This window comes from Methylomonas sp. AM2-LC (genome assembly GCF_039904985.1).
GTDB lineage: Bacteria > Pseudomonadota > Gammaproteobacteria > Methylococcales > Methylomonadaceae > Methylomonas.
This window is the reverse complement of record NZ_CP157005.1, coordinates 2,680,993-2,707,110: the sequence shown is the minus strand read 5'-3', so window position 1 is coordinate 2,707,110 and position 26,118 is coordinate 2,680,993. Positions and strand designations below refer to the sequence as shown.

Below are 26,118 nucleotides of genomic sequence, written 5' to 3'. Positions count from 1 at the left end.
TGATGCGTATCAATCGCGATAGATGCGCCTGCTGGCGTCGGTTCCTATAAAAACAGACAATTACGCTGAGTTGCTACAAATTATTTTTTAATATGTAAACCTCTTACTGCTAATCTTAGCTGTCTTAAATCCCGCTCATCACTAAGTCTTTCATAGCGCAAACGACTATACAACTGAGTAATCTCGTTAATCTGCTGCGCTAATTGTGGAAACTTTAACTGAGCGCGTTGGGCAAAATCTAAAGCCCCCTCCCCGGTTTGTATTACAAGACCCGCTTTAGCCAATTTGGTACAAAATTGCTGATAAAGATGTACCGCTGGCTCTGGTATATTTTTGCGTCCTCTAAGGATAAATAACACCAGTAATAAAACTAACAAGATAAACGCACCCGCAATCCAAACTATTAATTCAGTTAAACTGGTAATTCCCAAATGCATAAAAATCAGGGATTGGCTATGCTCACCATAATGAATGATCCAGCGTTGCCACTGATAATCGACATTGTGCCAAACTTGTTGCAGGTTTTGTATAGACGACTCAAATAAGGAGTGATTTGTATGTTGGCTTGGGCTGAGGACATTATCCAAACTAACCTCCGCTGCATTATCGACCAGTACTATAGCGCTAGTAGGGTCTACTCTTACCCAGCCTTTAGTGTCCAGCCACACTTCTGCCCAGGCATGCGCATTGGCCTGGCGGATTTCCAAAAACTCACCGATGCTATTTAGCTCTCCACCGTAATAGCCCGTCACTATGCGCGCAGGAATGCCAGCCACGCGCATTAAATACACAAAGGAACTGGCATAATGCACACAAAAGCCGCTTTTAGTCTCGAATAAAAAGCCTTCGATGGGTGAATGCCCCATATCTGGCGGGCTTAAGGTATACACAAACTGTTGATCACGATAATAACTTAACAACGCAGCAATAAATGCTTCAGGCGGAGTGGTAAAACCTTTTAATTGTTTAACCAATGCCAGCAGTCGTTGACTGGGTTCGCCCGGTAACTGCAGGCTTTCCTTATATTCGGTTTTAGTGATATAGCCGGTGTTATAGTTAACATTAGATAGCAGATCATATTCGCTGGCTTTGCTTTGTTTATGCAAGCTAGTGAGTTGATAATAACCATTACGTTGTAGTTTACTTTCATCGTATTGCACAGGAATATCCAGCCCATAAACCCAGTTAAATTCTTGGGGTTCCAGCAATTCGGTATACTCATAAGGCGCACCTTGCACCAGAGCTTTATCCATATATTGCACAAAATCATTATGCACAGCTCGCCAGACGCGTCCATCGGTATAACTTAATACCGGCCCGCGCCAATACAATGCCTGTCGAGGCGGAATATCACCTTTAAACTTGACTCTGAACACCAGCTCCTGTGAGGTAAACAACTCGCTGATAGCACCAGGCTCTAGGGTTTCACTTAAACCGGATAAACTACGATGCGAATTAACTTGCATCCACTTGGGTGCCGGAAAACGTGGAAACACAATAAAAATGACTGCAGCCAAAGGTAAGCCTTGTAACACCAACATAGCCACGCGAATAAATGCACTTTTATCGGGTGCCTGATTAGCCGCTAAGGCCAGCAATGCCGCTAAACAACAGCCACTTAATATAAGACTATACACCAGTATAGCAATGGTTTGGCTGTACAAAAACAAGGTGGCGATCACAATAAAAGCGGCATATCCCAGCACATAAACGTCTCTACTGGTATTTAACTCTAACAACTTTAATGTAAAAGCCATGATGAAAATAGTAACGCCCATTTCCAAGCTCCAGCCACCGGAAAACTGATACACCAGCAGTAAAATACCGAGCAAGGTCACCAGTAAAATTAATCGGCTAGTGGCTAACAAGCGGGCATTGCGTATGGCCAGCATGCGCCACAGCAGAATGGCAGCAAAAAAAGCAATGCTGGAAAACGGTAAATTGGCACTATGCGGCAGCATGATCAGGCCAATGCTAGCCAGTAACAATAATAGTGCTTGCGGATTGATAGACTGTGTTTGCATATTAAAACAAGGCTAAGGCTTCCAGGCAGGCCGCATAATGGCTGGGGCCAGTACCTAAAGCAATACTGCGCGAGGGAAGTTGCAAACCATAGCTTAACCCAGCCTGTTCGGCATCGATAACCCAGCGGCATAATTGGCTTAAACGTTCCTCGCAGTGCCGCCCAGGTGTGAAATCATAATCCAGCCACAATTGCGAAGTGCTAATGCTGTTGGCATAAATTTTACTAACCAAACCCTGCCCTTTTGCATAGGCTTGCCAATGTATTTGCCTTAAGGGATCGCCAGCTTGATAAGGACGTACACCGTTATAATCGTCTCTACCTTGCGGGTCTAAACGTTGCTGACCCTGTGTCGGCTGTCCGGCATTAACAGGGAAAGGCAAGGCACTCGTTGCCGGCGCTGGATAGACCAACACCTTACTAACAAAATACAAGGGCGACCAAGCCCGGAATATGCCCAATGGAAACCTGCCTGCCAGCACTAGTTTCGGCATAAACAACCAGCCACGCCGATGCGTACTACATAATAAGGTGATGGTTTTGCTAGCATTGGCAGCCAGATCAATCTGCACACTATCCTCTAAACTGGCAGTTAAGCCACTCCGCGATTGACGATATGGATTGGTAATGGTCAACATAAAACCAGCAGACTCACCCGCAAACACCGGTTTTGCATAACCCATGTGTAGTTCTAAACCCGCCAAGTTGCGGTAGGTGTGCAAAATGGTAATAAAAAATACACTGAATAATAAAAAACCCAAAAAATAAATCAGATTATTGTTATCCATTAACCCCATTAGCCCTAACAGGCCAATAGTAAACAACAGGGTGATACCGGAAGCTGTCGGTAAAATGTAAATGCCGCGTCGATTAAGCTGGATAGTTCCGGTAATCGGCTGGTTTCTCAGTAGAAACTGGCGAATTTTTACAGATAGCGTGTTGATATCCATGCTCAATATTTAATTAATGGATAGGAATGCTATTGAGTATGGGGGCCACCACAGCCTCAGCACTGCTAGCATCTGAGCGTAACCGATGCCCCGCCACAGCGACTAACACCGCTTGTACATCTTCGGGTAACACGGCAACACGCTGTTCTAAAAAGGCCCAGGCTTTAGCAGCCGTTAACAAGGCCAAACCCGCTCTGGGCGATAAACCGCAGGGATAATGCTGGGTATTGCGGGTAAAACCAAGGATAGCCTGTAAATAATCCAATAAAGCAGGTGCCGCATACACTTCGCTAATTTGCTGTTGAATACTCAATAAGGCTGTATGACTGAGCATGCAAGGCAGCTTTTCCAACAGACTGTGTCGGGAGTTACCCGCCAATAAAGCGCGTTCGGCAGCGTGATCGGGATACCCCAGCTCTATACACATTAAAAACCGATCCAACTGCGATTCCGGTAATGGAAAAGTACCGGCATGGTGTGAGGGGTTTTGCGTAGCAATGACAAAAAAAGGCGCAGGCAAAGCATAAGTTTGCCCGTCGATAGTCACTTGCCGTTCTTCCATGGCTTCTAATAAAGCACTTTGCGATTTAGGCGTGGCACGATTAATTTCATCGGCCAGTATCATCTGTTTAAACAAAGGACCGGGATGAAATTTAAACTGCTGCTGATCGGCAATAAACACCGAAGAACCTATAATATCGGCAGGTAAAATATCGCTGGTAAATTGTATGCGCTGGTAATCCATTCCAAATAATTTTGCCAGTGTATGCGCTAAAGTGGTTTTACCAACCCCAGGTACATCTTCTATCAATAAATGGCCTTTAGCCAGTAAACAGCAAATGGCAAGCCGCAACTGCCGGTCTTTTCCCAAAATAATTTGATTGGCGGTGGCTAATAAAGCCTGTAATTGACTATGCATGACGGTAATGTTTTAGCTTAACATAATGGTAAAATGGCATCTTAGTAGATGAAAGTACGACTCAGTTGTTGAGGTTTACTGCGCGTAGAGCTGGAGTGTAACCCTGATAAACTGTTACTATAGACATATTAATCACCCAAGGCTAACAGGAGTTAAGTTTGACACAAGTTCAGGATATTACCAGTCCAATGACGGCTATGGAAAAGCGCGCAACTGCCTCACTGGCCAGTATTTACGCACTTAGAATGCTGGGTTTGTTTATGTTGTTGCCGGTTTTGTCCTTATTTACGGAACAAATGCCCGGCTCTACCCCAAAACTGGTGGGTTTAACCATGGGGATTTATGGTTTAACACAAGCCGTTTTACAAATTCCGTTTGGTTTACTGTCAGACCGTATTACCCGCAAGACCATTATCGTGATTGGTTTGGTATTGTTTGTAGTGGGCAGCGTGGTTGCCGCCTTAGCCACTGATATATACGGGGTATTAATCGGCCGCGCCATTCAAGGTTGTGGCGCTGTTTCCGCTGCCGTCATGGCTTTGCTGGCAGACTTAACTCAAGAAGTGCATCGCACCAAAGCCATGGCCACCATAGGTGCCAGCATTGGCGTATCATTTGGGGTTGCCATCACCCTTGGCCCTATCATTGCGCAATACTTTGGCATTAGTGGCATCTTTTGGATAATCGCCATTTTGGCCGCTTTGGCAATACTGGTCGTCTGGTTTGTAGTACCTAACCCGGTAAAAATAACCACGCACCGCGATGCTGAATATATACCGTCAGAATTAGGCTCTGTCATCAAAAATCCGGATTTATTACGTTTAAATTTTGGTATTTTTGCCCTGCATTTAATATTAATGGCCAGCTTTGTGGTGGTACCGCTGCTACTGCGCGATGCCGGTTTAGAGGGTGGCAAACATTGGCTGGTCTATCTACCCATTTTGGTAACCTCTATGGCAGCCATTATTCCCTTTGTGATTATTGCCGAAAAAAAACGGCAAATGAAAAAAGTGTTTCTGGGCGCAATTGCCATGCTGATTATTGCCAATTTGGGTTTTTGGTTTCTAAATGGGCAACTAGTGGGTTTAATCGCCTGTTTATGGTTGTTTTTTTGCGGCTTTAACCTATTGGAAGCCACTCTGCCCTCTTTAATCTCTAAAACCGCCCCCGGCGATTTAAAAGGGACGGCCATGGGCATTTATTCCAGCGCGCAATTTATCGGTGCCTTTATCGGTGGTGCCAGCGGCGGCTGGTTATACGGTGCGTTTGGTGCCACCGCTGTATTTAGCTTTTCTGCCGGTATTGCGGTTTGCTGGATATTAATCGCCAGCTTTATGTCTACCCCGCGATACTGGGCCAATTTATTACTGTCGTTAGCCACGGTTAAACCGGAGCAGGCTGAAGACTTTTCCAAGCAATTACTAGCCATAAACGGCATTGAAGAAGTACGTCTGCATTTTGAAGAAAATGCCGCTTATTTAAAAGTTGATAACCAACAACTTGATAAAAACGAATTAAGTCGATTTTTAACACTCTGGCAATAATACTGCCACATGCAATTTTGATACGGAGATAACCACCATGCTGAACAAAGTTATGCTGATAGGCCGCCTGGGCGCTGATCCAGAAGTGCGCTACATGCCAAGCGGCGATGCAATTACCAATATCCGCCTTGCCACCAGCGTGCGTTGGAAAGACAAACAAACCGGCGAAAGAAAAGAAGAAACCGAATGGCATCGCGTGGTATTTTTCCGCGGTTTAGCCAAAGTTGCCGGCGAATACCTGAAAAAAGGCAGCCAAGTGTATGTAGAAGGCCGTATCCGCACCAATAAATGGCAAGGACAAGACGGTCAAGATCGTTACACCACCGAAATTATTGCCGACGAAATGCATATGTTAGACAGCAAAAGCGGCGGCACAGCCAATTATGGCGGCGACAGCGCCCCACCCGTCAGCAGTTACGACAACCGCCCAACTCCCCCCGCGTCAGCAGGCGGTGCACCCAATTCTGCCCCCGCTTCTTATGATGATTTTGATGACGATATCCCCTTCTGATTCGTATAAATAAATAATAGTTTAAAACTGTTCAGCATATTTTATTACTGTTAATATTCAAGGCACTGTAGGATGTGCTGAACGAAGTGATGCGCATCGTGACTTCGGAACATCCTACACTAAAACTGTTATTGTAATGTTTTACTCGATTACTTATTATTAGTACAAGTTTAGCTAAGGAAATGTACTAATGCGCCCCTCATATGCTCTAGACCTAAAGCGAAATGCTATCCGCGAACTGGTAAGTAGTTGTCACTCAACTAACCCACGCATTTTTGGTTCGGTACTACATGGCACTGATTTAGACGGCAGCGACCTTGATCTGCTGGTTGATGCATTACCTGGAACGACACTATTTGATCTAGGTGGTCTACAAATTGAACTAGAGTCATTACTTGGCATTCATGTTGATGTGTTGACTCCTGGTGATTTGTCACCGAAATTTCGTGAGCAAGTGTTGGCAGAGGCGCAACCCATTTGATCAATAATCGGCTGCCTGACTATATTGTTCACATGCAACAGACGGCTAAAGCTGCTTTCAGCTTCGTTGATGGTTTAGATAAAGCCGATTATCTTGAGGATAAGCGCACTCAGCTGGCCGTTTTTATGAGTCTTATCATCATTAGCGAGGCAGCTTGGTTTATTCTATTTTTAAAAGTAACCTGACCCGTTATACACGCAAATTAATAATTAGATTGTTATTTAACCCACCATTAATATATCAATGTTAAAAAAGCGAAATACACTAGTTGCGGGACTTTTCAATCTTATATGCCCAGGCTTAGGGTATCTATATATAGGAAAATTAAACTTTGCACTTGGATTACCATTGTTGATATTGTTTTCGATTGGAGTATTTACTTGGTCTAAATTTATTTTTTATCCATGGGGATATAGCTTTATATTGATAGTTATCATAGCAATACAGATAACATCAACAGTCGTTGTATGTGTTATGGCTTATCGCTCAGGTGAGACTAAGCTTAAAAGCTATAACAAATGGTATATCTATGTTGGATACGTTATGCTTTCAACTATATTAGGAAATGAACTAATAAGTAATCGAGATAAAATATTTGGGTATGATTCATTTCGGGTTGTATCAAAATCAATGCTAAACACTTTGATACCAGGCGATTTAATTGTTTCTAATACATGGAAGTATAAAGTAAGAAAACCAGAAAGAGGAGCGTTAATTGTTTTTCGCTACCCAAAAAATCCAGAAACGAAATATGTTATGAGAGCTATCGGCTTGCCAAATGAAGTAATTAAGATTGCAAATGGAAAAGTTTTTATAAATAATGAAGAACTGGATGAAGCCTATTTAGATCCTAACTGCAATCAAAGTTTATCACTTCAAAATCCAGGTGAATATTATATACCTGATCATTCCTATTTTGTAATGGGTGACAATAGAGACAAAAGTAATGACAGTCGGTTTTGGGGGTTTGTTCCTGAAGAAAACATACTTGGAAGCGTAGAATATATTTGGTTTTCGATTGATCCAACTACAGGATTTATAAATGAGCGAACAGGCAAGATTGTCAATTAAAAACTCTATACCCATAAACTGCTAAGGTACTTTTTTAAAGTTAAATCAATGAAAAATTGTAATAAGATATTGTATTTGATTTGGTTTAGCAGAAGCACTATAGATGTACGAAGTGATGCGCATCTATCGTGATTAAATAACGGGGTCAATTCCGAATGGCACTGACTTAAGCGAATTTTCTTTAATATTCAAAGATATAATTACGCTTGCAAAAGCGGACACGTATTATCAAACGCAAACGGTAACAGGCGTTTCAAAACTGGCAGCCTCACTTTCCAGCAGCGAACAATCAAAAAATTAAAAAGGTTGCCTAACTGCCTCCACCCGCTTTGCATGCACTCCAAGCAGTAACGATGTACCACCTAGTTCGCTAAATCCAACAGTTGAAACAGGTTTCAAAGTTCATCATCCACCGGCAATAAGGACAACACATTAACTTTTAAACTTTGCCAATCGCTACGCGCGGGCTCTGTGTCGTACACGATGGCTTTGCCCTTCTCCTGGGTATGCCACACCAGACTGGGTTCCCCACCCTCCGGATTTGGCTGTATTGCCAGCCGATAGGCGTTTGCTGGCTGCACCATGGACTGGAAACGCTCGGCAACCTGTTGAGCCAATGTGGGACTATCAATGATTAAACCAATTTCAGTGTTCAGATGTTTAGAGCGTTGATCAAAGTTCATTGAGCCTATGAATAGCCGTTTGCGGTCGAATACATAGAGTTTTGCGTGCAGACCATAATGTCCAAATTTCGATAAAGAGGGGCTTTGACCGCTTCCCTTGCTATTGCCCAATTGTGAGCGTATTTCGTAAAGCTGTACGCCATCCTCCAATAAGGGGATACGATAATGCATATAGCCGGATTGAGCCACTGACATATCAGCCGATTGCAGCGAATTAGTGAGAATAAGGATCTTTGCATGATGTGTGCGAAGATTTTTGAATAACTGTATGCCTTCTTCATCCGGTATCAAGTAGGGTGTTACCATCAATAATTCAGATTGCACAGTACGTGCGGCGTTCATGATTGCCGGATGGATTAACCTGCCCGACAAAATACCGTTGTCTACCTGTTTTTTGTCGGGACTATCGTAAATCAGTTGCGCTTGCGCCCATACTATCGGTAAGCGCCCTTCGACAATGTCTTGAAACGGTTTTCCGCTGGTCACTCGTTTTACAAACGCTAAACCTTCTGCCTTTAACTCTAGGTGCTCTTCGTTCAAAAGCTGGCGTTGTTGATTTAATTCGGAAACAGTGGGCAGTTCGTAGGAGAGTAGTTCCGCCGGGATAGACAGATCGCAATTCCAAAATTCATCGAAAGTCGCAGACAACTTTTGGACGATGGCACCTGCAGCAAAGACATCGTCATCAGCGAATTGGGATTCGGGATCAATTTGAAAATATTGATCACCTATATTGCGTCCGCCTACTAAGGCGATAGCGTTATCAACCACCAGCAATTTGTTATGCATCCTATAATCCAGCCTGGTCGCATTGAATAGGAACTCCATCGATTTAAATAACTTGAAATGACCGCGATAAGCAAAGGGATTAAAAATTCGAATCTCGATGGCGGGATGTGCAGATAAGGCTGCAATTTGCTCATCGCCAGGCTCCGTTTCTCCGTCATCGACGAGTACTCTGACGCGTACCCCGCGATCGGCGGCTTTTAGCACAGCTTCGGTCAATAATTTACCGGTTTTGTCACCGTGAAAAATAAAGTATTGTAGGTCTAGGCTATGTTCGGCAGCGGCGATCATTTGCATGCGCATCAAAAAACCATCAGCACCTGCCTGAATAAGACGAAAGCCAGACTCACCAGGATGATTGCGCTCTGCTAGTTCAAATCGTTGGCCGAGCCTGGTTTGTTCGGGATGGGGCAAGGCATAAGATCGCTTTTTAGAGATTTCGGAATACGATGGCAGCGTTGCGCAACTGCAAAAAATCGCAGACATTGCTATAACCAACAAAATTCGAAATAGGGCTACTATTCCCGTTCTACACTTAATAGAGAAATAACTTGTTTCCATTGATCCTAAAGACGGAGAATTACCGAATTAGCATTCGTTACTTATACTTTAGGAGTTGAGGCTGTGTCAAATTGGAGAAAACTAAGGTACATTTCACTTAAGGGCGTAGGATGTGCCAACCAACGGGCGGTGCATAATTCGAGTTTAATGACATCAACTTTAGGCGGAATTATGTTGCACATGGGACGCAAAGTTTACGGTATTCGGTCATACTGATAGATTAACTTGTCAGTCTTGCGCCGCTCGTTGGTTGGCACATCCCAACTAATTACACTGATAACCAAGCTAATCGGTACCATCAATCGGCGCGTATTTGTACTGCGGAAGCAGTTGTAAGCATTTTCATTACATGACTAACCAGCATAACCAGCATAACCACCCCTCCCCCTTCCAGCAAGAGGAGTAGTTTATGAAATACTTAATCCTAACAATTATATAGCCTAACGATTACTTATCTAAGCACCAAGCCAGTGGCTCCTGCAGGAATACCGGAAATGCTGCTTATACTTTTTAAGCCACCATTCCATTCAATGCCATACACGCCGATACTGTGATCACCATTGTTCAAGCTATACAAAATATTACCATCATGACTAACAACTAGATCCGTGGGTGTGTTTGCTATAACAGCTTGTGACATTAATAATGTTAAATTACCCGCATGATCAATGGCAAACGAGGATAGACTGCTAGCGGGTGTATCGGCAGTAAATGCCATACGGCCGTTAGGCGTAGTGGCCAGCCAGCATGCCGCAGTTTTACCAACCGCTACGGCTTTATCCAACAATTTAATTTCGCCATTTTCCTGTAGTTTATAAGCGGATACCGTTGCGGCATTGGCTGCACCGCCCTCTGCTTCTGAGACAAAGAAGCTATCGTGATGACCAAACGCAAAACCGAACGGTGTGTTTCCAGCAGAATTAATGGTATACGTAGTTGCTGGAATACCATCGTCATCGAGTAAGATACTGGTTATTTTACTGTTGGCTTTTTCGGTAACAACCAAAGTATCACCGTCTTTATTAAAGCTGATTTGCGCTGCACCCGCACCCATACTCCCCAAGCTAAGATAAGATTTTGCCAAAGGATGTAACTTACCTTTAGAACGATCAAATTGATAACCAAAAATAGAATTGTCACCACTGTTTACCACGTAGACCTTATCATGGCTAACGGTAATACTAATTGGTGTAACCCCTGATTCTTTAACATGATCCAGCAAAACCAATCCATTTTCGTTGATTTTAAATACCGACACTTCATTGCTGCCGGCATTCACTGCAAACAAAAACCGATGGTCGTGGCTTAATGCCAAAGCCCCCTGATTACCCAAACCTGTGGTAGTACCTTTACCACCCGTAGCAAAATGTTTAACTGAAGTAGTATTCCCCCAGTTATCAATGTGTAAGGCATATACCGCATTTTGACTGGCATTCGATAGCGTGTAGAGTGTATCACCCTGTATATCGTCTTCATCGGCTTGGCAAACAGGTGCCATTAAAGGTGTCAGACAAAGTGTTAAAGTAGCGAGTTTAAAATACTTGTGCATAAAAATCCTAGTCTGTTAGTGTTAGAAATTCCGTTGCAATGTCCTATTAATGGCTAGTAACGGTAGGACTATTGTGCAGAGATTCAGATCACGAATTCATCACACTTGCATCAAATTTCAGTGATAAATGACGTGATAATTAGAAAATTTATGGGTTATGCGGGTGTAAGTAGGCACATCAACAGCAACAAATGCGCCTTGCTTGGCCTTACAATGCCAAATTTATGCATCTAATGGCACAGTTATAATAATTTGCGTTCCCTCTAATGGTTTACTAAATAGCTCTAGATGCGCCCCCATTGCAAGCGCATACTCACGCATGAGTAATATACCCAAATTATTAGAATTTACATCATAAGCTTGACCATCATTGCTGATATCAATACATAGATAGCGAGATTCGTTGTTATCAATTGTTATTTTAATACGAGTCGCTGCGGACAGTTGCACGGCATTATTAAGTGCTTCGGATATCACTCTGTATAACATAGAGGTCTTGAAAGTATCAATACCGTGACAGTCGCCATTAATCAGTAATTCGCACGGTATTTTGTGACGGCGTCTAAATTCCTGACATAAATTAGCCAAAGGCTGTACCAATCCTTGCGAAAAATCAGGGCTGCGTAATACATTAACTAGAGTGGAAATGGATTGATTACATTGATCGGCTTTTGCCAACATGGAATTGGCTCTTGCTACTAAATGCGGGTCTGCCTGATTTTGCAGTATAAATAAGGAAATATCCAAACGTAAGGCTAATACTACTTGAGCAAGATCATTGTGTAATTCTTTGGCAATAACGCCCGATTCACGCTCTAACAACGAATGCCATAAAGAGATAGTATCCACTAGCTGTTGCTGTTTACGCACAGTGTCTGTCAGTGGATCAATATTTTCTATTTTATGCTTCATACCTGTATTTTCGCACACTCAACACCAAACATAGATTATATACTTGGTTTACCGAAATTACGGCGCTTCAACTAAATGACGGTAATACTGGTAAAATATAAGTTCTAATTAAAAAAACACGATCATGAAAACCCTTTTTACCACTTCATTTACATTGATACTGTGCTTAACCCTACATACCGTAGAGGCAAAGACCTTGTGTACATTGGTTTCAGATCCATTAAACAATACGTCGATTATACAAGAAGGTCAGTGTGATGAGCAGGTAACGCCCGCCTCCACTTTTAAATTGGTTTTAAGTTTAATCGGTTTTGATTCGGGATATTTAATCAACAAAGATACACCGGCCCTGCCCTACCTAGCCAGTTACGCAGCAGAAATAGAAAGCTGGAAACAAACCACCACACCAAGTTTATGGATGGCAAACTCGGTGGTTTGGTACTCGCAACAGCTGACTCAATGGTTGGGGCAAAAGCAATTTACGTATTATGTTAACCAATTTCAATACGGTAATCAGGATTTAAGCGGTGATGCAGGCAAAAATAATGGACTTACCCATGCTTGGTTGAGTTCTTCTTTAAAAATATCCCCCTTGGAGCAACTGTCGTTTCTTAAAAAACTGGTTACTCGACAATTAAAGGTATCAGATACGGCTTATGAACAGACTGAACAACTTACTTTAATCACCACGCTTGACAATGGTTGGGAAATTCATGGTAAAACCGGGTCAGGACGCTTTCCATCATTACCGGAAAACAGTACAAACGCGGTTAATCTTGGTTGGTTTATAGGCTGGGCCATCAAAGATGCTAAAGTGATCATTTTTGTGCATAATCTTATACAAGATAATGAACACCCCCCTGTTTCCGCTGGCATGACGGCAAAAAAGGAAATGATGCTATTATTGCCAACAATACTTCAGACACTGTAAGGACATGAGATAGAATAGGTTTATTACTTTAATAACCACTTTTTAACTCATGGTATATTAGAAATAATCTAAGCGCACTAATCGCACCATAATTGACCGTTTAATGATGCATTTGCACCATTATGGATCAATACATAACATTTCCAAGTTTCAATTTATTAGCTTTTACGCTAATTTGAAATTATGGTCTATTTCTTGCTTAATATCTCTAAATTCTTGTTTGGCTGTAATATGAAACATTAATTACCAATTACAAACAATATATTTACTATAATGGAAGCACTACCTCTTAGTACAAAACATAGTTTCGACGGTAATAGGATCGTTGCAAAAGAAATATGTCAAGTTGTTGCTGATACTAATAAATCAGTATGATTGCGGAAGATAACAACTTGCGCAGCACCCAATCAACACAATTGGCGTTTCAATTAGAAAATGCAGTGAATAAAAGAGTTATTTCCCTTTTAGATTTACTGTTTAACAATTATTGATTGAGCATAATGATGTTAGAAAAAATTCTAAACACACTTAACGATGAAATACACTCTTATAGTAGTATTGCATTACGCAGTGCATTTCAACCCATCATAAGCTTATCGCATCAACGCATTGTAGGCTATGAAGGATTAATTCGCGGCTTCTCTGCAATGGGTGACAGTATTTCGCCCATTGATATATTTAAAATAGCTGAAAGCAATTCTGACATTATTTATCTTGATCGCTTATGTAGAGCCTTACATATCAACACTTTTAGAAATTGTGATGATGATATCAACTGGTTATTTTTGAATGTAAATCCCGATGTAGTGGTTAATGGTAGAAAGCAAGGCCAATTCTTTGCTCAATTGCTAGAATTAATGCAAATAAAGCCCGAAAGAATTGTCATTGAAATTTTAGAAAGTCCATCTTTAGATGAAAAACAACTGTTTAGATGTGCTGATTTTTACCATGAAATGGGATGTTTAATTGCTATTGACGATTTTGGAGCGGGTCATAGTAATTTCCAAAGAATATGGCGAATTAAGCCACAAATTGTTAAGCTGGATCAGCATATTATTAGACATGCCTGCATTAATAATATGGCAAGACGCATGCTGCCTAATATTGTAGCCACTATGCATGAGGCTGGCAGTCTTGTATTGATGGAAGGCATAGAAAATGAGCAAGAATCCATGATTGCTATGGAGGCAAATATTGATCTTGTTCAAGGCTATTATTTTAGCCGCCCAGCCTTCACACTGGATTCTAATACTAATATTAAACCCATTGTAGAAAATCTGTTTACTACTTATAAGGCAAATTTTAGCAAAAGAATTAAAATTAACCCCTACCTTAGCTATATTGAGGCCATGCAGTCGGCACTCGTAAAACTGCAAGTATCTACCAACCTGGATGATTGGTTACATTCAATTAGTATTGTATTAAATTTACCTGGGGCTGATCGTTATTACTTGTTAGATGAAAATGGTATACAGATTGGGGAAAGCTATTTAATTAACAAAATTGACGAGCCTGCGTATTACCATTTTAAGCCTATGTCGAATGGAAACAAGGCAAATTGGATACGCCGTCCCTATTTGCAACGTGCGTTGCAAGAGTATAACAAAGTACATATCACACGACCCTATTTGTCGATTGCCAATGGACGTCTGTGTATTACCTTGTCGACAGCGTCTATAATGCATGGCTCTATCATCATTTTGTGCTATGACATTGATATCAGCAAAAGCGCATAACAACTCCATGTCAATTATTCGTAATACTCCAGCATGAGCTGTTAACCATTAGATTTTAACAGCATAAATAAAAGGCTAAGTTAACCAATTTCCACACGATTGCGGCCATTTTGCTTGGCGCGATAAAGCCGTTCATCCGCCACATGAAACAAAGCCACAACTTCACCGTCGGCAACATCCACTCGCGTACCGCCAATAGAGACGGTTACAATCTGCCAGTTGGCATTTTCTTTATGCGGAATGGAAAGCTGGCGAACTGCATTAACAATGGTGGTTGCAATGCTTGTAAACGCCTCCATTGTTACATTGGGCAGTATCACCGCAAATTCTTCGCCGCCATAGCGGGCGGCAAAAGCATTTTGAACAAGTTTATCAAAAAGCATTTTATTAAGCACTTCAGTAATCGCCCCCGCAAAACGCTTTAAGCATTCGTCGCCAGCCAGATGACCGTAGCTATCATTAAATTTTTTAAAATTATCGATATCCAGCATTAACAGACCAAAAGCCAAGCCCATCTGTAAGGCACTGCCCCATACTGTATCAATCTGTAAATTCATGTTGCGGCGGTTGCTCAACCCAGTTAGCCCATCTAGATTAGCAAGCTGATCTAGCTTGCGGTTGGCTGTAGACAGGCGCTGTCTAAGTGTTGCAATACGCGCCATCGCTGTCATTTTGGCTTGTAAAACGGCTTCTGGGACAGACTTGGCTATAAAATCGTCACCACCCGCTTCGATTGCAGACAATAGATTTTCAACCGTATCAGAAGAAGTCAGAAAAATAACAGGTGTCCAAGCCCATTGCTGCTTGGCTTCAATAGTGCGGATATGGTGCGTGGCTTCAAAACCATTCATGACAGGCATCTCTATATCCATAAGAACCAGATCAGGTGCCGAATGAAGAAACAACTCTACGGCAATCTTTCCATTTTCGGCCAGTATGACTTCATAGCCAAAAGCTAAAAGCCTAGCATTCATTAATGCAGAAACCGCTCTTGTATCTTCAACAAGTAAAATTTTCAACTAGCACCTCTTAGTTCATGTAAAGTTATTTTAAGTAACCATTTGGGTGCTGAGAATAATAAGTTTTTTAGTTTACGGCTTAAAGCATAGTATAAAAAATATTAAGCTTTTTTTGCAAATTAAAAATGAACATTGTATTAATAGTTATAATTTTTATAAGCTTATAATACTACATTTTGCAGTTAAGAGTTTAGGAAATCAATTCGAATTAATCACTATTTGTATGAGCGTTATGCAAGCATAAGATAATGGTTAGCATAGACGATGAGTTGACAAAGCATTACACTATATTTATTTAAAAAACTGAATATTATTAAAGCAGTATTAAGATATTATTTCCCCAATACAATTATCTGTTAGCGCGTTAACTAATACTGCATATCGATATGTTTGGCAAAATATGACTCTTCAACCCTAACGGCTATTATTTTATCCGCATTCCGTTCATAGTCTATACCGGGTGGCGCAATTTTTGGCAATATGTCTTTACGAATATGACTCAGATCCGCTTGCATATAAGTTTTATTAGAAAACGTCAAGGGTATATATTGCTCCGCAAAACGTGGATCTTGATAAAATTTTGATAAACCTGCAGCAAAAGCTTGTTGCGATCCAAAAATAAAAGTAGGCTTTATATCAACAAATAACAACTTAGTCATAAATTCACGATCACTCATATGCTTAGCGATTGCCTTACTACCCAACCCCCCTAAATCAATCAAATCTATAGTTGCATTATATGCCGCCCCGCCTGCATCGTGATGAGCCAGGGTAGGATGGGCAATGGACAATCGTTTTGCCACATTGGCAAACTCCTGACCAATAGTGGCGACAACAGACATTGGTGTTGTTGGTAATGCTGAAAAATTCACTAACGCTTTAGTTTCGTCGACAAACATCAACACTGTGATTAAAAGCAAGGTAAGGTTTGCTTTTTGACCAAAAGCATGGCAAAAGCGTGGCACTGCGTCTGCAACCAATATCATTAACACTGGCAATAAGGGAGCTAAGAATCGATACTGCCCCATCCAATCACCCCCTGCATATATTACAAAAATCAGTTGCGAAACCACTATAGATGCAGCAATGCGAATAGCGGGATTGCGTAAATTGACCAGCGGTAACAATGGCAAAACCAGATACAAAGCGGTGGAACTTAACCAATCAAACACATATCCCCAGCCACTACCAAAGGGATTAAGTATTTTTAGAAAACTGGCATCAACAGCTTTAACATAGTAAGGATTGGTAAATAGCTCTCCAAAATAGCTAAAACGAAATACTAATAAAACTATTAATACCATAAATGGCAATAGTCCTATTTTCAGACAATTGATAATAAAGGTGGAATATCGAAACGTCTCACCAGAGGCAAAAGCCAAAGCACAACCAATGACAATTAAGGGCGTTTCTGGTCTGGTTAATATTAATATCGATAAACAAAACGTCATCCATCGCCAGCTATTCAGCTGCGCCGCTCTAACAATGCATACAAACAAAAAAGCCTGCATGCCGTGTTCTAGTCCAGATGCAGACCATATTAGAAAGGGTGCTTGTAATCCCAGTACCAAAAGTAGAGCTAGCAAATAGACAGATATTTTCTGTGTATGGTAAATCACCACTATCCACGCCAACCCTAAAGCCGCTACACCTAACACAATACTTAACATTTTGGCGCTGTACGGAATATCAGCGCCAAAATAATTCATTGCTGATAACAGTAACAACCAAGAGGTATCCGAATATCCTTCTTCAGGTACATGGCCTGGAAATAATACCAAGCCATAGCCATTCACAAAGTTTTGCACGTAAGCAAAGGTTATCGCCGCATCGTCAATTATCCAATTGAATAATGGTTTTTGCATTGCCAGATAACTACAAGCAACCGTCAATCCTAAAATTAATTGATAGACCGGCTGATTTATGTTGTCAAAATAACACCATCTTGCCAATATCAACGGTATTAGACACAGAAAAACCAGACCCAATGATACTGTCACCGTCATACTGGCTAGCTTAAAATCAGTTATATTCGTTTGTGGCAACATCGCAAAACGATTAGCAATTAATTCTGGATGCAAGCAAATTTCCCATCCAAAAATCAACAACGAACAACTTAACAATGCGAATATTTTGTTTCGTGAAATACCGAACAGCATGTTTATGCCTTTCCCTATTCGAATTGGAGTGTAGTCACCAACACCAATAATTCCTAATTGTCGTTTCCTTGAAATGGGGCCATTTTTCATTCAGGCTATTTACCTAATTCTTCTCAACAGGTAACTGATTATTTGTTTTACTACGTTGAATCACAAAGGCTTTTAAAATTCCTGTTTGCTTGTTATAAGTGCCTACAACATGGGTTTGTTCCCCCACATACAGAACCGTGCTACGGGAATTTTTAATCGCATCGTTTGCATCAACTTCCACAAGTTTCCCAGCTGGGGTTTCCAGGGTAAATTGTTTGTCACTTATACTCACTATTTTGCCTGTGGTTAAATTTCCAGCAAAACCAGGGGGTAGCTCTTCATTATCGATGGTTGCACCAATGACTAAACAACACCAACCTGCAATGATAATCGACAGTAAATAATGCATCTTGCACACCCTTATTTTGTTAGTAATCCAAAAATGGCTAATTGTTTATAGCTCGCTACGTACACATAGCCATTTGCAACAACCGGAACGAGATTTGCATTGCCGCCGATATTTGGCCAAGTGCCAGCATCAGCGGTAAATATGGTTGCCAAACTATTGTTTGGATCGAAAGCATAAAGTTTAATAGGTGAAGTACTACTTAAGGGGCGTGAGACGGCCCAAATAATTTGATTAACAGAAGCTGCTGAAGAGATACTGGTAAAAAAACCCCAATCTTGGCCACTACTCAGGTTTTGTGATGTGGCTTCATGAATAAGCTGTGGAACTTCAGTTGACGAAGTCTGTACTTTCCAGGTATTGACTGGCAGCCCGCCACTAGTAACAACATGCGCTATACCATTACCATCAACATACATTGACTGCCCACAAAAGCATGCACCCATCTGGGAAATGCCTAAAACATTATCAGGCCCTCCCTCCGTATATCCCCCCAAATTGTCACTATTAAGCAGGTAAATTAATCCGTTTTTTCCAGCAGCAACAGCCAAATTGGGTATTTTTCCAGGTTGCGGTGGCAACAACAGCACGCCACTAGCACCAAAATCACCATCTATATCATCAAGAAACTTTACATCATAAGGTGTAAAAATATCTGTAACCGTACTTAGATCTGGCGAAACTTTGACCACGCTTTCCTGAATATTACTGACACCGTTGTAACTGGTTGTGTTGTCAGCATTAGACCCACTATTACCTGTGATAAAAAATAACTGACCCGATGCGTTTGAGGAAATGCCATACCCAGACATCCAGATAGCTGAAAGCGCTAGTGTATTAGTGGCTTCGCTGTCGGTCAGTTGATTTGCGGTAAGGGGTTGCAGTGTGTCACTAGACCAGCCTAACAACCAGCCTCGTGATTTATTGCCACCCAAATCGCAGAAACTGCCAAAGCCTGCATAAACATTATTATTGGTTAAAATCAATGCAGGTCGTTGCCGTTGATAAGTGGCATTGAATGTAAATACACTACCGTCAGTCAACTTATGTGAGGCGGTAATCACCACAGGTGGAATTTTGTCAGTCAGGCTACCTAAATCAAGCGCATGGATACGATATACAGGACCATTAGTTTCGCTCGTGTAAGTAATTAAATATAAAAGATTCTTTATCGGGTCAATAACCGGGGTGCTGGTAATACCCACATTGGGACCATTATTCATACAGGTAATAGGCCACACAACCGGTGATCCCAAATTACTACTTAATAGTATTTGTCCACTTAATGCATCAATTGCATATACAGTATTACTTTCAGTAACGACATACACTACATTATGTGTACCCGTAAAATTACCTTTGCTAATGCTTACATTCGGTACCAGTAATGGTTGTGCGTCCACCTGATCGTCAAGTGTGACCGTGTTTAATAAACCAAACTTAGCAGTATCTGCAACATTGGCTGGGGTAAGCAAGGTTTCATTTGCATTCCAGCCTGTACGCAAATTATCGTTATGGTATGTGGTTACCGCTACGGGTGGAATATTGGTGCCATAAATAAGGGTAGAAATACCAAATTTGATTAATTTTGGATTTGAAAACTTAACAGTGACAGCCGGTAACTTTTGCGCCGTTAACCAACCTAAGTTGGGTAAGGCAACAACTATGCTAGGATTGCCATTATTATCTGTACTGGTAGCATTTTGTAACTTTACATTGGCTGGTAAGCCGGTAACAGCAACGGTTATGGAGGTGTATAAAGGGTTTCCGGTATTGGTTAACGTTAAGGTTGAATCATAGGTGTGAGTAGTCCGATTCAGTACCAGCCCAGTAACAACAGCTTTGACTTGACCACTGACATTACTTTGATTACTCAGTACCGCTGCAAGACTAATACTGCTGCATAACAGGTTGACCAGAAGCGTGATAACGAATATTACTTTCATGATATCAACCTATAGTTTTAAGTTTAAGTCAGGGTAACTTTTCAGTTTTAATGTGGACTAACTGTTTGTAATTTAAACAGCATGAACAATATGTCGACGGTTTTTAAAAATAAACGCCATTATCGCTGCCGAAAACAACCCAAACGTTCCTGGTATGGGCACTAAAGTCGTATCAGGTACACCCGCCTTCCAGATAACGGGATTAGTGATATCGGAGCTGGCTTTATTCAAAGTTAAACTACCCGATGCTGTTCCATCGATACTAAATAATAATAATGAATTAGCCGTGGTTATATCGGTGGTCGTAAACAGACTGCTACCGTTACTATCTAATAAATAAATGGAAAAAGAATCAGGCACACTGGCAAGCGGATCAAAATTTTCAGTGGCGGTAAAATTAAAAGTAAGGGAGTTACCCAATTTTATCGGTTGAATTAATTCATTGAAAAACTGTGTGTTTTTAAGAACAACACTTGATTGTAGACTCCCAGTTACATCACCCTGGGTAGTGGGGTTAGCCGAAGATAAATCGCCATCCGTTGTGAAACCAGAAAGTGTAATTGAATTGGAAAGGTTTCCATCACCTGCTACAAAATCAAACACTAATTCTGCATTGGTACCAATATAAGGCGTGGTAATAATGTCAGTAACAATCTGTGTGGCATGTGCGGACATTAATATAAATTGACTCACTATTATCGTCAAAAGGTAATATCGGAAAGTATTATTTTGTATCATTCCTTGCTCCTAAGTTTGAATAATAGGCTAGTCTACTTATGCAATTAACTTTCAATAAGTTGCCCTATAAATTTACGCGTTAATAATAAACATTACCGCTTATTCAGTATTAATCTGGACAGACGCAATCAGTTATTAACTGGCACAACTTGAGTTTAAGTTTATAATGAGTTCTAGCATTAAAGATATAGGTATTATTACCTATTAAATGACTACCTAAACCTAGACAAGTCTAAATCCGGCGTAAGTTTGTTAACAATTTTATGTAGAAAAGCGTTATAAGTAGTTAAGCACTTAGCAACAAGTCTGTATGTAATTTAATATGTCGAATCGTACAGACTGCACAATGTAGTGCATAGTGGCATTTTTGCTAGGTGCTTACCCGATCATTCTAAATTTTTCCTGATTACCCGCCTTAACAATCGGTTATTGCCACCGAATGCAGGAATGGGTAACGGTTTACATGAATTTTTTCCGGCAGGAAAGTCGCTTTGATAGGATTGACGGGTGTAGCCTAATGGCATGACTTACCCAAACTCCAATTGGAATTTGGGTAAGTCAGCTAATTATTTAGCGCTTTTCAATAAATCCCGTATTTCGGTTAATAAAACCACTTCAGGACTAGGTTCTGGTGCAGCTGCTGGAGCCGGGGCGTCTTCATTTTTTTTGAGTTTATTAATCAGTTTGACTACCACAAAAATGGCGGCAGCAATAATGGTAAAATCAACAGTACTTTGAATAAAATGACCGTAATTTAAGGTGACAGCAGGCGATTTATCAACCGCTTCTTTTAAAGTGATTGCTAAATTAGAGAAATCAACACCACCAATTAACACGCCTATAGGCGGCATGATAACGTCTGCTACAAAGGATGATACTATCTTACCAAAGGCAGCACCGATCACAATACCGACTGACATGTCGATAACGTTTCCTTTGATCGCGAATTCCTTAAATTCTTGTAATATACCCATTTACTCTACTCCTGAATTATTATTAAGATTGAATAGAATAATACAAATGCAACAATTGTGCGATCTAGAATTGCGCTAATCATGATCAAGATTAGCGAGCCTCATCAACTACAGTAGTATATCAATAGTTTACCGTTCGTACTGAGCCCGTCGAAGCACAAAAGCCAGGTTTTTCGAAGCTCCCTAGAGCTTAAGCGTTACTTTAAATATACAATGGAGCCATTTTTCGCCAATAGCGCCCCTGATGCGCACGACCATCCCATTCGTACATGACATGTGGAATGCCTTTATGCGTGAGTATGCGCCCAAGTAAGTGATTATTTTCAAGAAACGGATCTTCTTTACCAATGACTATAATAATATCCAGTTTACGGATTTCACTGATATGTTTCTCGCTAGTCAAATTAGGTAAAAAATGAGTGGGGGTATGAAAGTAAATATCTTCGTTGTAATAACCGTCGAATTGATCTTTAAATTCTTCCACACCCATGGTCAAATCGAAACGTCCAGAAAACGCCGCTAATTTGCGGAACAATTGCGGATGCCTAAATGCGATATTGGCAGCATGATAAGCACCAAGGCTGCAGCCATGTGCAATCCAGCACTCATGCGAATTTTTAGCATTCATAAAAGGCATAACTTCCGTCAGGATATAATCTTCAAACTGTATATGTCGTAAAATACGATCTTGAGGACGATTCCAAAAACAGTAAAAAGTTTCGTGATCAATACTGTCCAAACACACCAGTTGCAAATAGCCGGCAGTAATTTTATCTTTTAAAGACTCTACAATACGTAAATTTTCATATTCATAAAAACGACCATCGCGGGTTGGAAAAACCAATACTTTGGCACCAGCATGGCCAAATACCAATAATTCCATATCGCGTTCTAAACGCGGACTGTACCAATGATGATATTCTCGATTCATAAATTAAGGTTGCATGTCTCCAAAGAACTGCTGTAATTCCGTCAATAATTGCATTTCTTGCAGCGCTTTATTGGGGTAATCAAAATGACCAGCATCCAGTATAAATAAATGTTTTTCGGCAGCCCAGGCATTATATAAGGAAAATTGACCTGGTGGAGCGACGACAGGATCAAACTGCGCCAACGCAAAGTGTCCTGCTTGAGTGACAAAACCGGCCGCAGATGCAGCATCATAATAAGCTAATGTTGCAGCAATATGACTATTCTGACTGGCGTATTGTCTAACAGCGGCTGCACTGCCTATGGTTTGCAGCGTTAGTCGTAAGGGTTGGTTACCAAAAGTAGGCACATTAAAATGCGCTCGTTGTATACGTTTATCCCACGGTAATGCCAAAGCACCGATCCCGCCACCAAAACTGATGCCCATATAACCAACGGCATTGCCTATATGTGGATATAAGTCTAATAAAACAGAGACCGCCATCCATATATCTTCTACACAACCACCCAGGATATAGTCGTCACGATTATGAATGCCATGCAATACATGTTGATCAGGTATAGAAGAAACAGATGCATAAGCGCTACGCGCTAACCCCCGAAAACAGGGAAATATAAATGCAGTATTTGGAATAGCCAGATGATAGTCAGGCTGATCACGACCACCGTAACCATGACCAACAACAATGCCTTGTTTTATTTGCTGATGTTCAGGTAATAACAGCCAACCATTAATTTGTACATGGTTAGTGGAAGCATAACTAAGATCATAGACCAAATAGCCGGCATGAGCCCCACACGCAGAAATCGAGTAGTGCGGGGTATGGCTAAGGGTATGCTGATAACGTAATTGCCAGTATTGTTGAAAATCAGCAGGTGCTTGTGGAGCTGGAACTGATAATAATCCATCAAGATTATAGCCGTAACTGGGATCGAACGGATAGTTATGGCTAAATTGAGTCATAAAATATAGCTAATAGCTAAAAAGATGTTGTGGTCTGTTCATCCTTTATTCTCAAAGCAGGGTGCAAACCATTTTAATAAAAAATAACAACAGCGGCTAAGAAACCAGTCTAACGCAGATAATGATCTTTTTTTGTAAAAAACTGCCAAGGTTAAGGCTTACACAAAACGACATAGTCTACGTTTTCCTGATTACGCCCAGCACCCAAAGGGCAAAAGCCTTAGTCTACTATTTTGTATTTTTCACGCGATGCATCTACCATATCCCGTAATTCTTTACCAGGCTTAAAATGAGGTACATGCTTTTCGGTTAAAGCAACCGACTCACCCGTTTTAGGGTTTCTACCTAAGCGTGCTGAACGATGATGTAATGAGAAACTGCCAAAACCTCTAATCTCAATTCGGTCACCACTGGCTAAAGTATCACTCAAATGATCAACCACACAGCGTACAGCCAATTCCACATCTTTAAGAGCAAGATGGGGTTGTTTTCTTGTTAAAACTTCTATTAATTCTGATTTTGTCACAGCAAACCCTGAGTATTAATTGAAAAAAGGGTGATATGCTGATAAGGCATATCACCCTAAAGACGAATTTACTTGTCTATCTGTTTAAAGATATCGCCTAGCGTTGCAGAGCCGGCACTTTGTTGTGAATAGTCCTTAATTGCATTGGTCTCTTCTTCAACATCTTTAGCTTTAATAGATAAAGAGATGGATTTGGTTTTTTTATCGACACCAATGAATTTGGCTTCGATTTCTTCACCTTCTTTCAACAGGGTACGCGCATCTTCAACACGTTCACGTTGAATCTCAGACGCACGAAGATAGCCTTCCACATTGTCAGCCAAAGTGATGATTGCACCTTTAGCATCAATTTCTTTAACAGTACCTTTTACCAGACTGCCTTTTTCATGCACAGCAATATAGTTTTGGAAAGGATCTTGTTCCAGCTGTTTAATGCCTAAAGAAATACGTTCACGCTCGGAATCAACAGCCAAAATGACAGTTTCTACTTCGTCACCTTTTTTGTAATTACGGATGGCTTCTTCGTCATTTTCATTCCAGGAAATGTCAGACATATGTACCAGACCGTCAATACCGCCATCCAGACCGATAAAGATACCAAAATCAGTGATGGATTTAATTTTACCGCTGATTTTATCGTTTTTGTTATGTGTTGCTGCAAACTCATCCCAAGGATTTGAACGGCATTGTTTCATACCCAATGAAATACGACGACGTTCTTCGTCAATTTCCAGCACCATCACTTCAACTTCATCGCCTAATTGTACGACTTTAGATGGATTGACGTTTTTATTGGTCCAATCCATTTCAGAAACGTGAACCAGACCTTCAACACCTTCTTCAATCTCGACGAAACAACCATAGTCGGTCAGGTTATTGACCTTACCAAATACACGGCTGCCTGCTGGATAACGGCGGGCAATATTTTGCCATGGATCTTCATCCAACTGTTTCATGCCCAAAGACACACGGGTTTTATCTTTGTCGAATTTAAGAACTTTAACTTTAAGTTCTTGACCGATTTCAACACACTCGGAAGGATGACGCACACGACGCCATGCCATATCGGTAATGTGCAACAGACCGTCAACACCACCCAGATCAATAAACGCGCCGTAGTCAGTCAGGTTTTTAACCACACCGGTTACGATAGCGCCATCTTGCAGGGTTTTAACTAATTCTTCTCTTTCTGCGCTGTATTCGCTTTCAACCACTGCACGACGTGATAACACCACGTTGTTACGTTTTTGGTCAATTTTGATAACTTTGAATTCCAGATCACGATTTTCCAGGAAAGTGGTATCGCGGATAGGACGTACATCAACTAATGAACCAGGCAAGAACGCGCGTAACGCACCAACAGCCACGGTAAAACCACCACGGACTTTGCCGTTGATACGGCCGATAATAGTTTCCTGAGTTTCGAATGCTTTTTCAAGCTCACTCCAGGCTTTGCTTTTCTTAGCTTTATCGCGGGAAAGAAGAGTAGCACCCAAGCCATCTTCAAACAAATCGAGAGCAACTTCGATTTCATCACCAATATTGACTTCAAGATCGCCATCAGCATTCAAAAACTGCCATTTAGGGATTACACCTTCTGACTTAGCTTGTGTGCTAACAATAACGAATTCGTTCTCGATATCAATAACAGTACCGATTAACATGGCACCAGGACGCATTTCGGTCTTGGCAAAACTCTCTTCTAATAACTGTGCAAAGCTTTCGCTCATTTTTCTACTTTCCCAAACTTATTAAGGACTGCAATAAGT

The 26,118-nt window shown here is 41.1% G+C and carries 23 protein-coding genes; 7 read left to right on the top strand and 16 right to left on the bottom strand.

Annotated features, from left to right (window positions below; translation table 11 throughout):
- Window positions 1–80: 80 nt before the first annotated feature.
- Genes ABH008_RS12175 through ABH008_RS12165 form a run of 3 tightly spaced genes read right to left on the bottom strand, consistent with a single transcriptional unit; the run spans window position 81 to window position 3,892 of the window.
- A complete protein-coding gene (locus tag ABH008_RS12175; protein WP_347985890.1) occupies window positions 81–2,024 on the bottom strand; it encodes a DUF3488 and transglutaminase-like domain-containing protein in 1,944 nt (647 codons plus the stop codon).
- A 1-nt stretch (window position 2,025) separates the two neighbouring features.
- Window positions 2,026–2,973, bottom strand: a complete 948-nt coding sequence (locus tag ABH008_RS12170) for a DUF58 domain-containing protein (protein ID WP_347985889.1) — start codon at window positions 2,971–2,973, stop codon at window positions 2,026–2,028.
- A 13-nt stretch (window positions 2,974–2,986) separates the two neighbouring features.
- Window positions 2,987–3,892, bottom strand: coding sequence for an AAA family ATPase (locus ABH008_RS12165; protein ID WP_347985888.1), 906 nt, complete (start codon window positions 3,890–3,892; stop codon window positions 2,987–2,989).
- A 158-nt stretch (window positions 3,893–4,050) separates the two neighbouring features.
- Here ABH008_RS12165 and ABH008_RS12160 point away from each other — a divergent pair, with 158 nt between their 5' ends.
- The 5 genes from ABH008_RS12160 (at window position 4,051) to lepB (ending at window position 7,499) form a co-directional block, all read left to right on the top strand.
- A complete protein-coding gene (locus tag ABH008_RS12160) occupies window positions 4,051–5,436 on the top strand; it encodes an MFS transporter (RefSeq protein WP_347985887.1) in 1,386 nt (461 codons plus the stop codon).
- Between the two features lie 37 nt (window positions 5,437–5,473).
- Window positions 5,474–5,947, top strand: a complete 474-nt coding sequence (locus ABH008_RS12155; RefSeq protein ID WP_347985886.1) for a single-stranded DNA-binding protein — start codon at window positions 5,474–5,476, stop codon at window positions 5,945–5,947.
- Window positions 5,948–6,137: 190 nt separating this feature from the next.
- Complete coding sequence (locus ABH008_RS12150) at window positions 6,138–6,428, top strand: nucleotidyltransferase domain-containing protein (protein WP_347985885.1); 291 nt, start codon at window positions 6,138–6,140, stop codon at window positions 6,426–6,428.
- A complete protein-coding gene (locus ABH008_RS12145) occupies window positions 6,425–6,613 on the top strand; it encodes a HepT-like ribonuclease domain-containing protein (protein ID WP_347985884.1) in 189 nt (62 codons plus the stop codon). The genes ABH008_RS12150 and ABH008_RS12145 overlap by 4 nt, the downstream gene beginning before the upstream one ends.
- Before the next feature lie 58 nt (window positions 6,614–6,671).
- Entirely contained in the window at window positions 6,672–7,499 is an 828-nt protein-coding gene (gene lepB / locus ABH008_RS12140) for a signal peptidase I (protein ID WP_347985883.1), read from the top strand.
- Between the two features lie 395 nt (window positions 7,500–7,894).
- Here the strand turns inward: lepB and ABH008_RS12135 are convergent, their stop codons facing one another.
- From ABH008_RS12135 to ABH008_RS12125, 3 genes are all read right to left on the bottom strand, one after another.
- A complete protein-coding gene (locus ABH008_RS12135) occupies window positions 7,895–9,454 on the bottom strand; it encodes a phospholipase D family protein (protein ID WP_347985882.1) in 1,560 nt (519 codons plus the stop codon).
- 526 nt (window positions 9,455–9,980) lie between these two features.
- The gene (locus ABH008_RS12130) at window positions 9,981–11,078 is read right to left on the bottom strand and encodes a beta-propeller fold lactonase family protein (RefSeq protein ID WP_347985881.1); all 1,098 of its coding nucleotides are present in this window, start codon (window positions 11,076–11,078) and stop codon (window positions 9,981–9,983) included.
- A gap of 222 nt (window positions 11,079–11,300) precedes the next feature.
- Complete coding sequence (locus ABH008_RS12125) at window positions 11,301–11,990, bottom strand: ATP-binding protein (protein ID WP_347985880.1); 690 nt, start codon at window positions 11,988–11,990, stop codon at window positions 11,301–11,303.
- Window positions 11,991–12,114: 124 nt separating this feature from the next.
- Here ABH008_RS12125 and blaOXA point away from each other — a divergent pair, with 124 nt between their 5' ends.
- Both blaOXA and ABH008_RS12115 read left to right on the top strand, forming a co-directional pair.
- The gene (gene blaOXA / locus ABH008_RS12120; RefSeq protein WP_347985879.1) at window positions 12,115–12,921 is read left to right on the top strand and encodes a class D beta-lactamase; all 807 of its coding nucleotides are present in this window, start codon (window positions 12,115–12,117) and stop codon (window positions 12,919–12,921) included.
- A gap of 500 nt (window positions 12,922–13,421) precedes the next feature.
- Window positions 13,422–14,657, top strand: coding sequence for an EAL domain-containing protein (locus ABH008_RS12115; protein WP_347985878.1), 1,236 nt, complete (start codon window positions 13,422–13,424; stop codon window positions 14,655–14,657).
- Between the two features lie 80 nt (window positions 14,658–14,737).
- Here ABH008_RS12115 and ABH008_RS12110 read toward each other — a convergent pair whose 3' ends face one another.
- The 10 genes from ABH008_RS12110 to rpsA form a co-directional block, all read right to left on the bottom strand.
- Window positions 14,738–15,676 (bottom strand): diguanylate cyclase, encoded by a 939-nt coding sequence (locus ABH008_RS12110; RefSeq protein ID WP_347985877.1) that lies wholly within the window; start codon window positions 15,674–15,676, stop codon window positions 14,738–14,740.
- A gap of 368 nt (window positions 15,677–16,044) precedes the next feature.
- Window positions 16,045–17,925, bottom strand: a complete 1,881-nt coding sequence (locus ABH008_RS12105; RefSeq protein ID WP_347985876.1) for a hypothetical protein — start codon at window positions 17,923–17,925, stop codon at window positions 16,045–16,047.
- 13 nt (window positions 17,926–17,938) lie between these two features.
- Window positions 17,939–18,274, bottom strand: a complete 336-nt coding sequence (locus tag ABH008_RS12100; protein ID WP_347985875.1) for a hypothetical protein — start codon at window positions 18,272–18,274, stop codon at window positions 17,939–17,941.
- 11 nt (window positions 18,275–18,285) lie between these two features.
- Complete coding sequence (locus ABH008_RS12095; protein ID WP_347985874.1) at window positions 18,286–20,217, bottom strand: hypothetical protein; 1,932 nt, start codon at window positions 20,215–20,217, stop codon at window positions 18,286–18,288.
- A 72-nt stretch (window positions 20,218–20,289) separates the two neighbouring features.
- Complete coding sequence (locus ABH008_RS12090) at window positions 20,290–20,955, bottom strand: NF038129 family PEP-CTERM protein (protein ID WP_347985873.1); 666 nt, start codon at window positions 20,953–20,955, stop codon at window positions 20,290–20,292.
- A gap of 566 nt (window positions 20,956–21,521) precedes the next feature.
- Complete coding sequence (gene mscL, locus ABH008_RS12085; protein ID WP_347985872.1) at window positions 21,522–21,929, bottom strand: large-conductance mechanosensitive channel protein MscL; 408 nt, start codon at window positions 21,927–21,929, stop codon at window positions 21,522–21,524.
- 202 nt (window positions 21,930–22,131) lie between these two features.
- The gene (locus ABH008_RS12080; protein ID WP_347985871.1) at window positions 22,132–22,860 is read right to left on the bottom strand and encodes an alpha/beta hydrolase-fold protein; all 729 of its coding nucleotides are present in this window, start codon (window positions 22,858–22,860) and stop codon (window positions 22,132–22,134) included.
- Between the two features lie 3 nt (window positions 22,861–22,863).
- Window positions 22,864–23,823, bottom strand: a complete 960-nt coding sequence (locus tag ABH008_RS12075) for an acetylxylan esterase (protein ID WP_347985870.1) — start codon at window positions 23,821–23,823, stop codon at window positions 22,864–22,866.
- A gap of 220 nt (window positions 23,824–24,043) precedes the next feature.
- On the bottom strand, window positions 24,044–24,349 hold the full coding sequence (locus ABH008_RS12070; RefSeq protein ID WP_347985869.1) for an integration host factor subunit beta: 306 nt from the start codon (window positions 24,347–24,349) through the stop codon (window positions 24,044–24,046).
- A gap of 68 nt (window positions 24,350–24,417) precedes the next feature.
- Window positions 24,418–26,079 (bottom strand): 30S ribosomal protein S1, encoded by a 1,662-nt coding sequence (rpsA, locus tag ABH008_RS12065; RefSeq protein WP_347985868.1) that lies wholly within the window; start codon window positions 26,077–26,079, stop codon window positions 24,418–24,420.
- Window positions 26,080–26,118 lie beyond the last annotated feature (39 nt).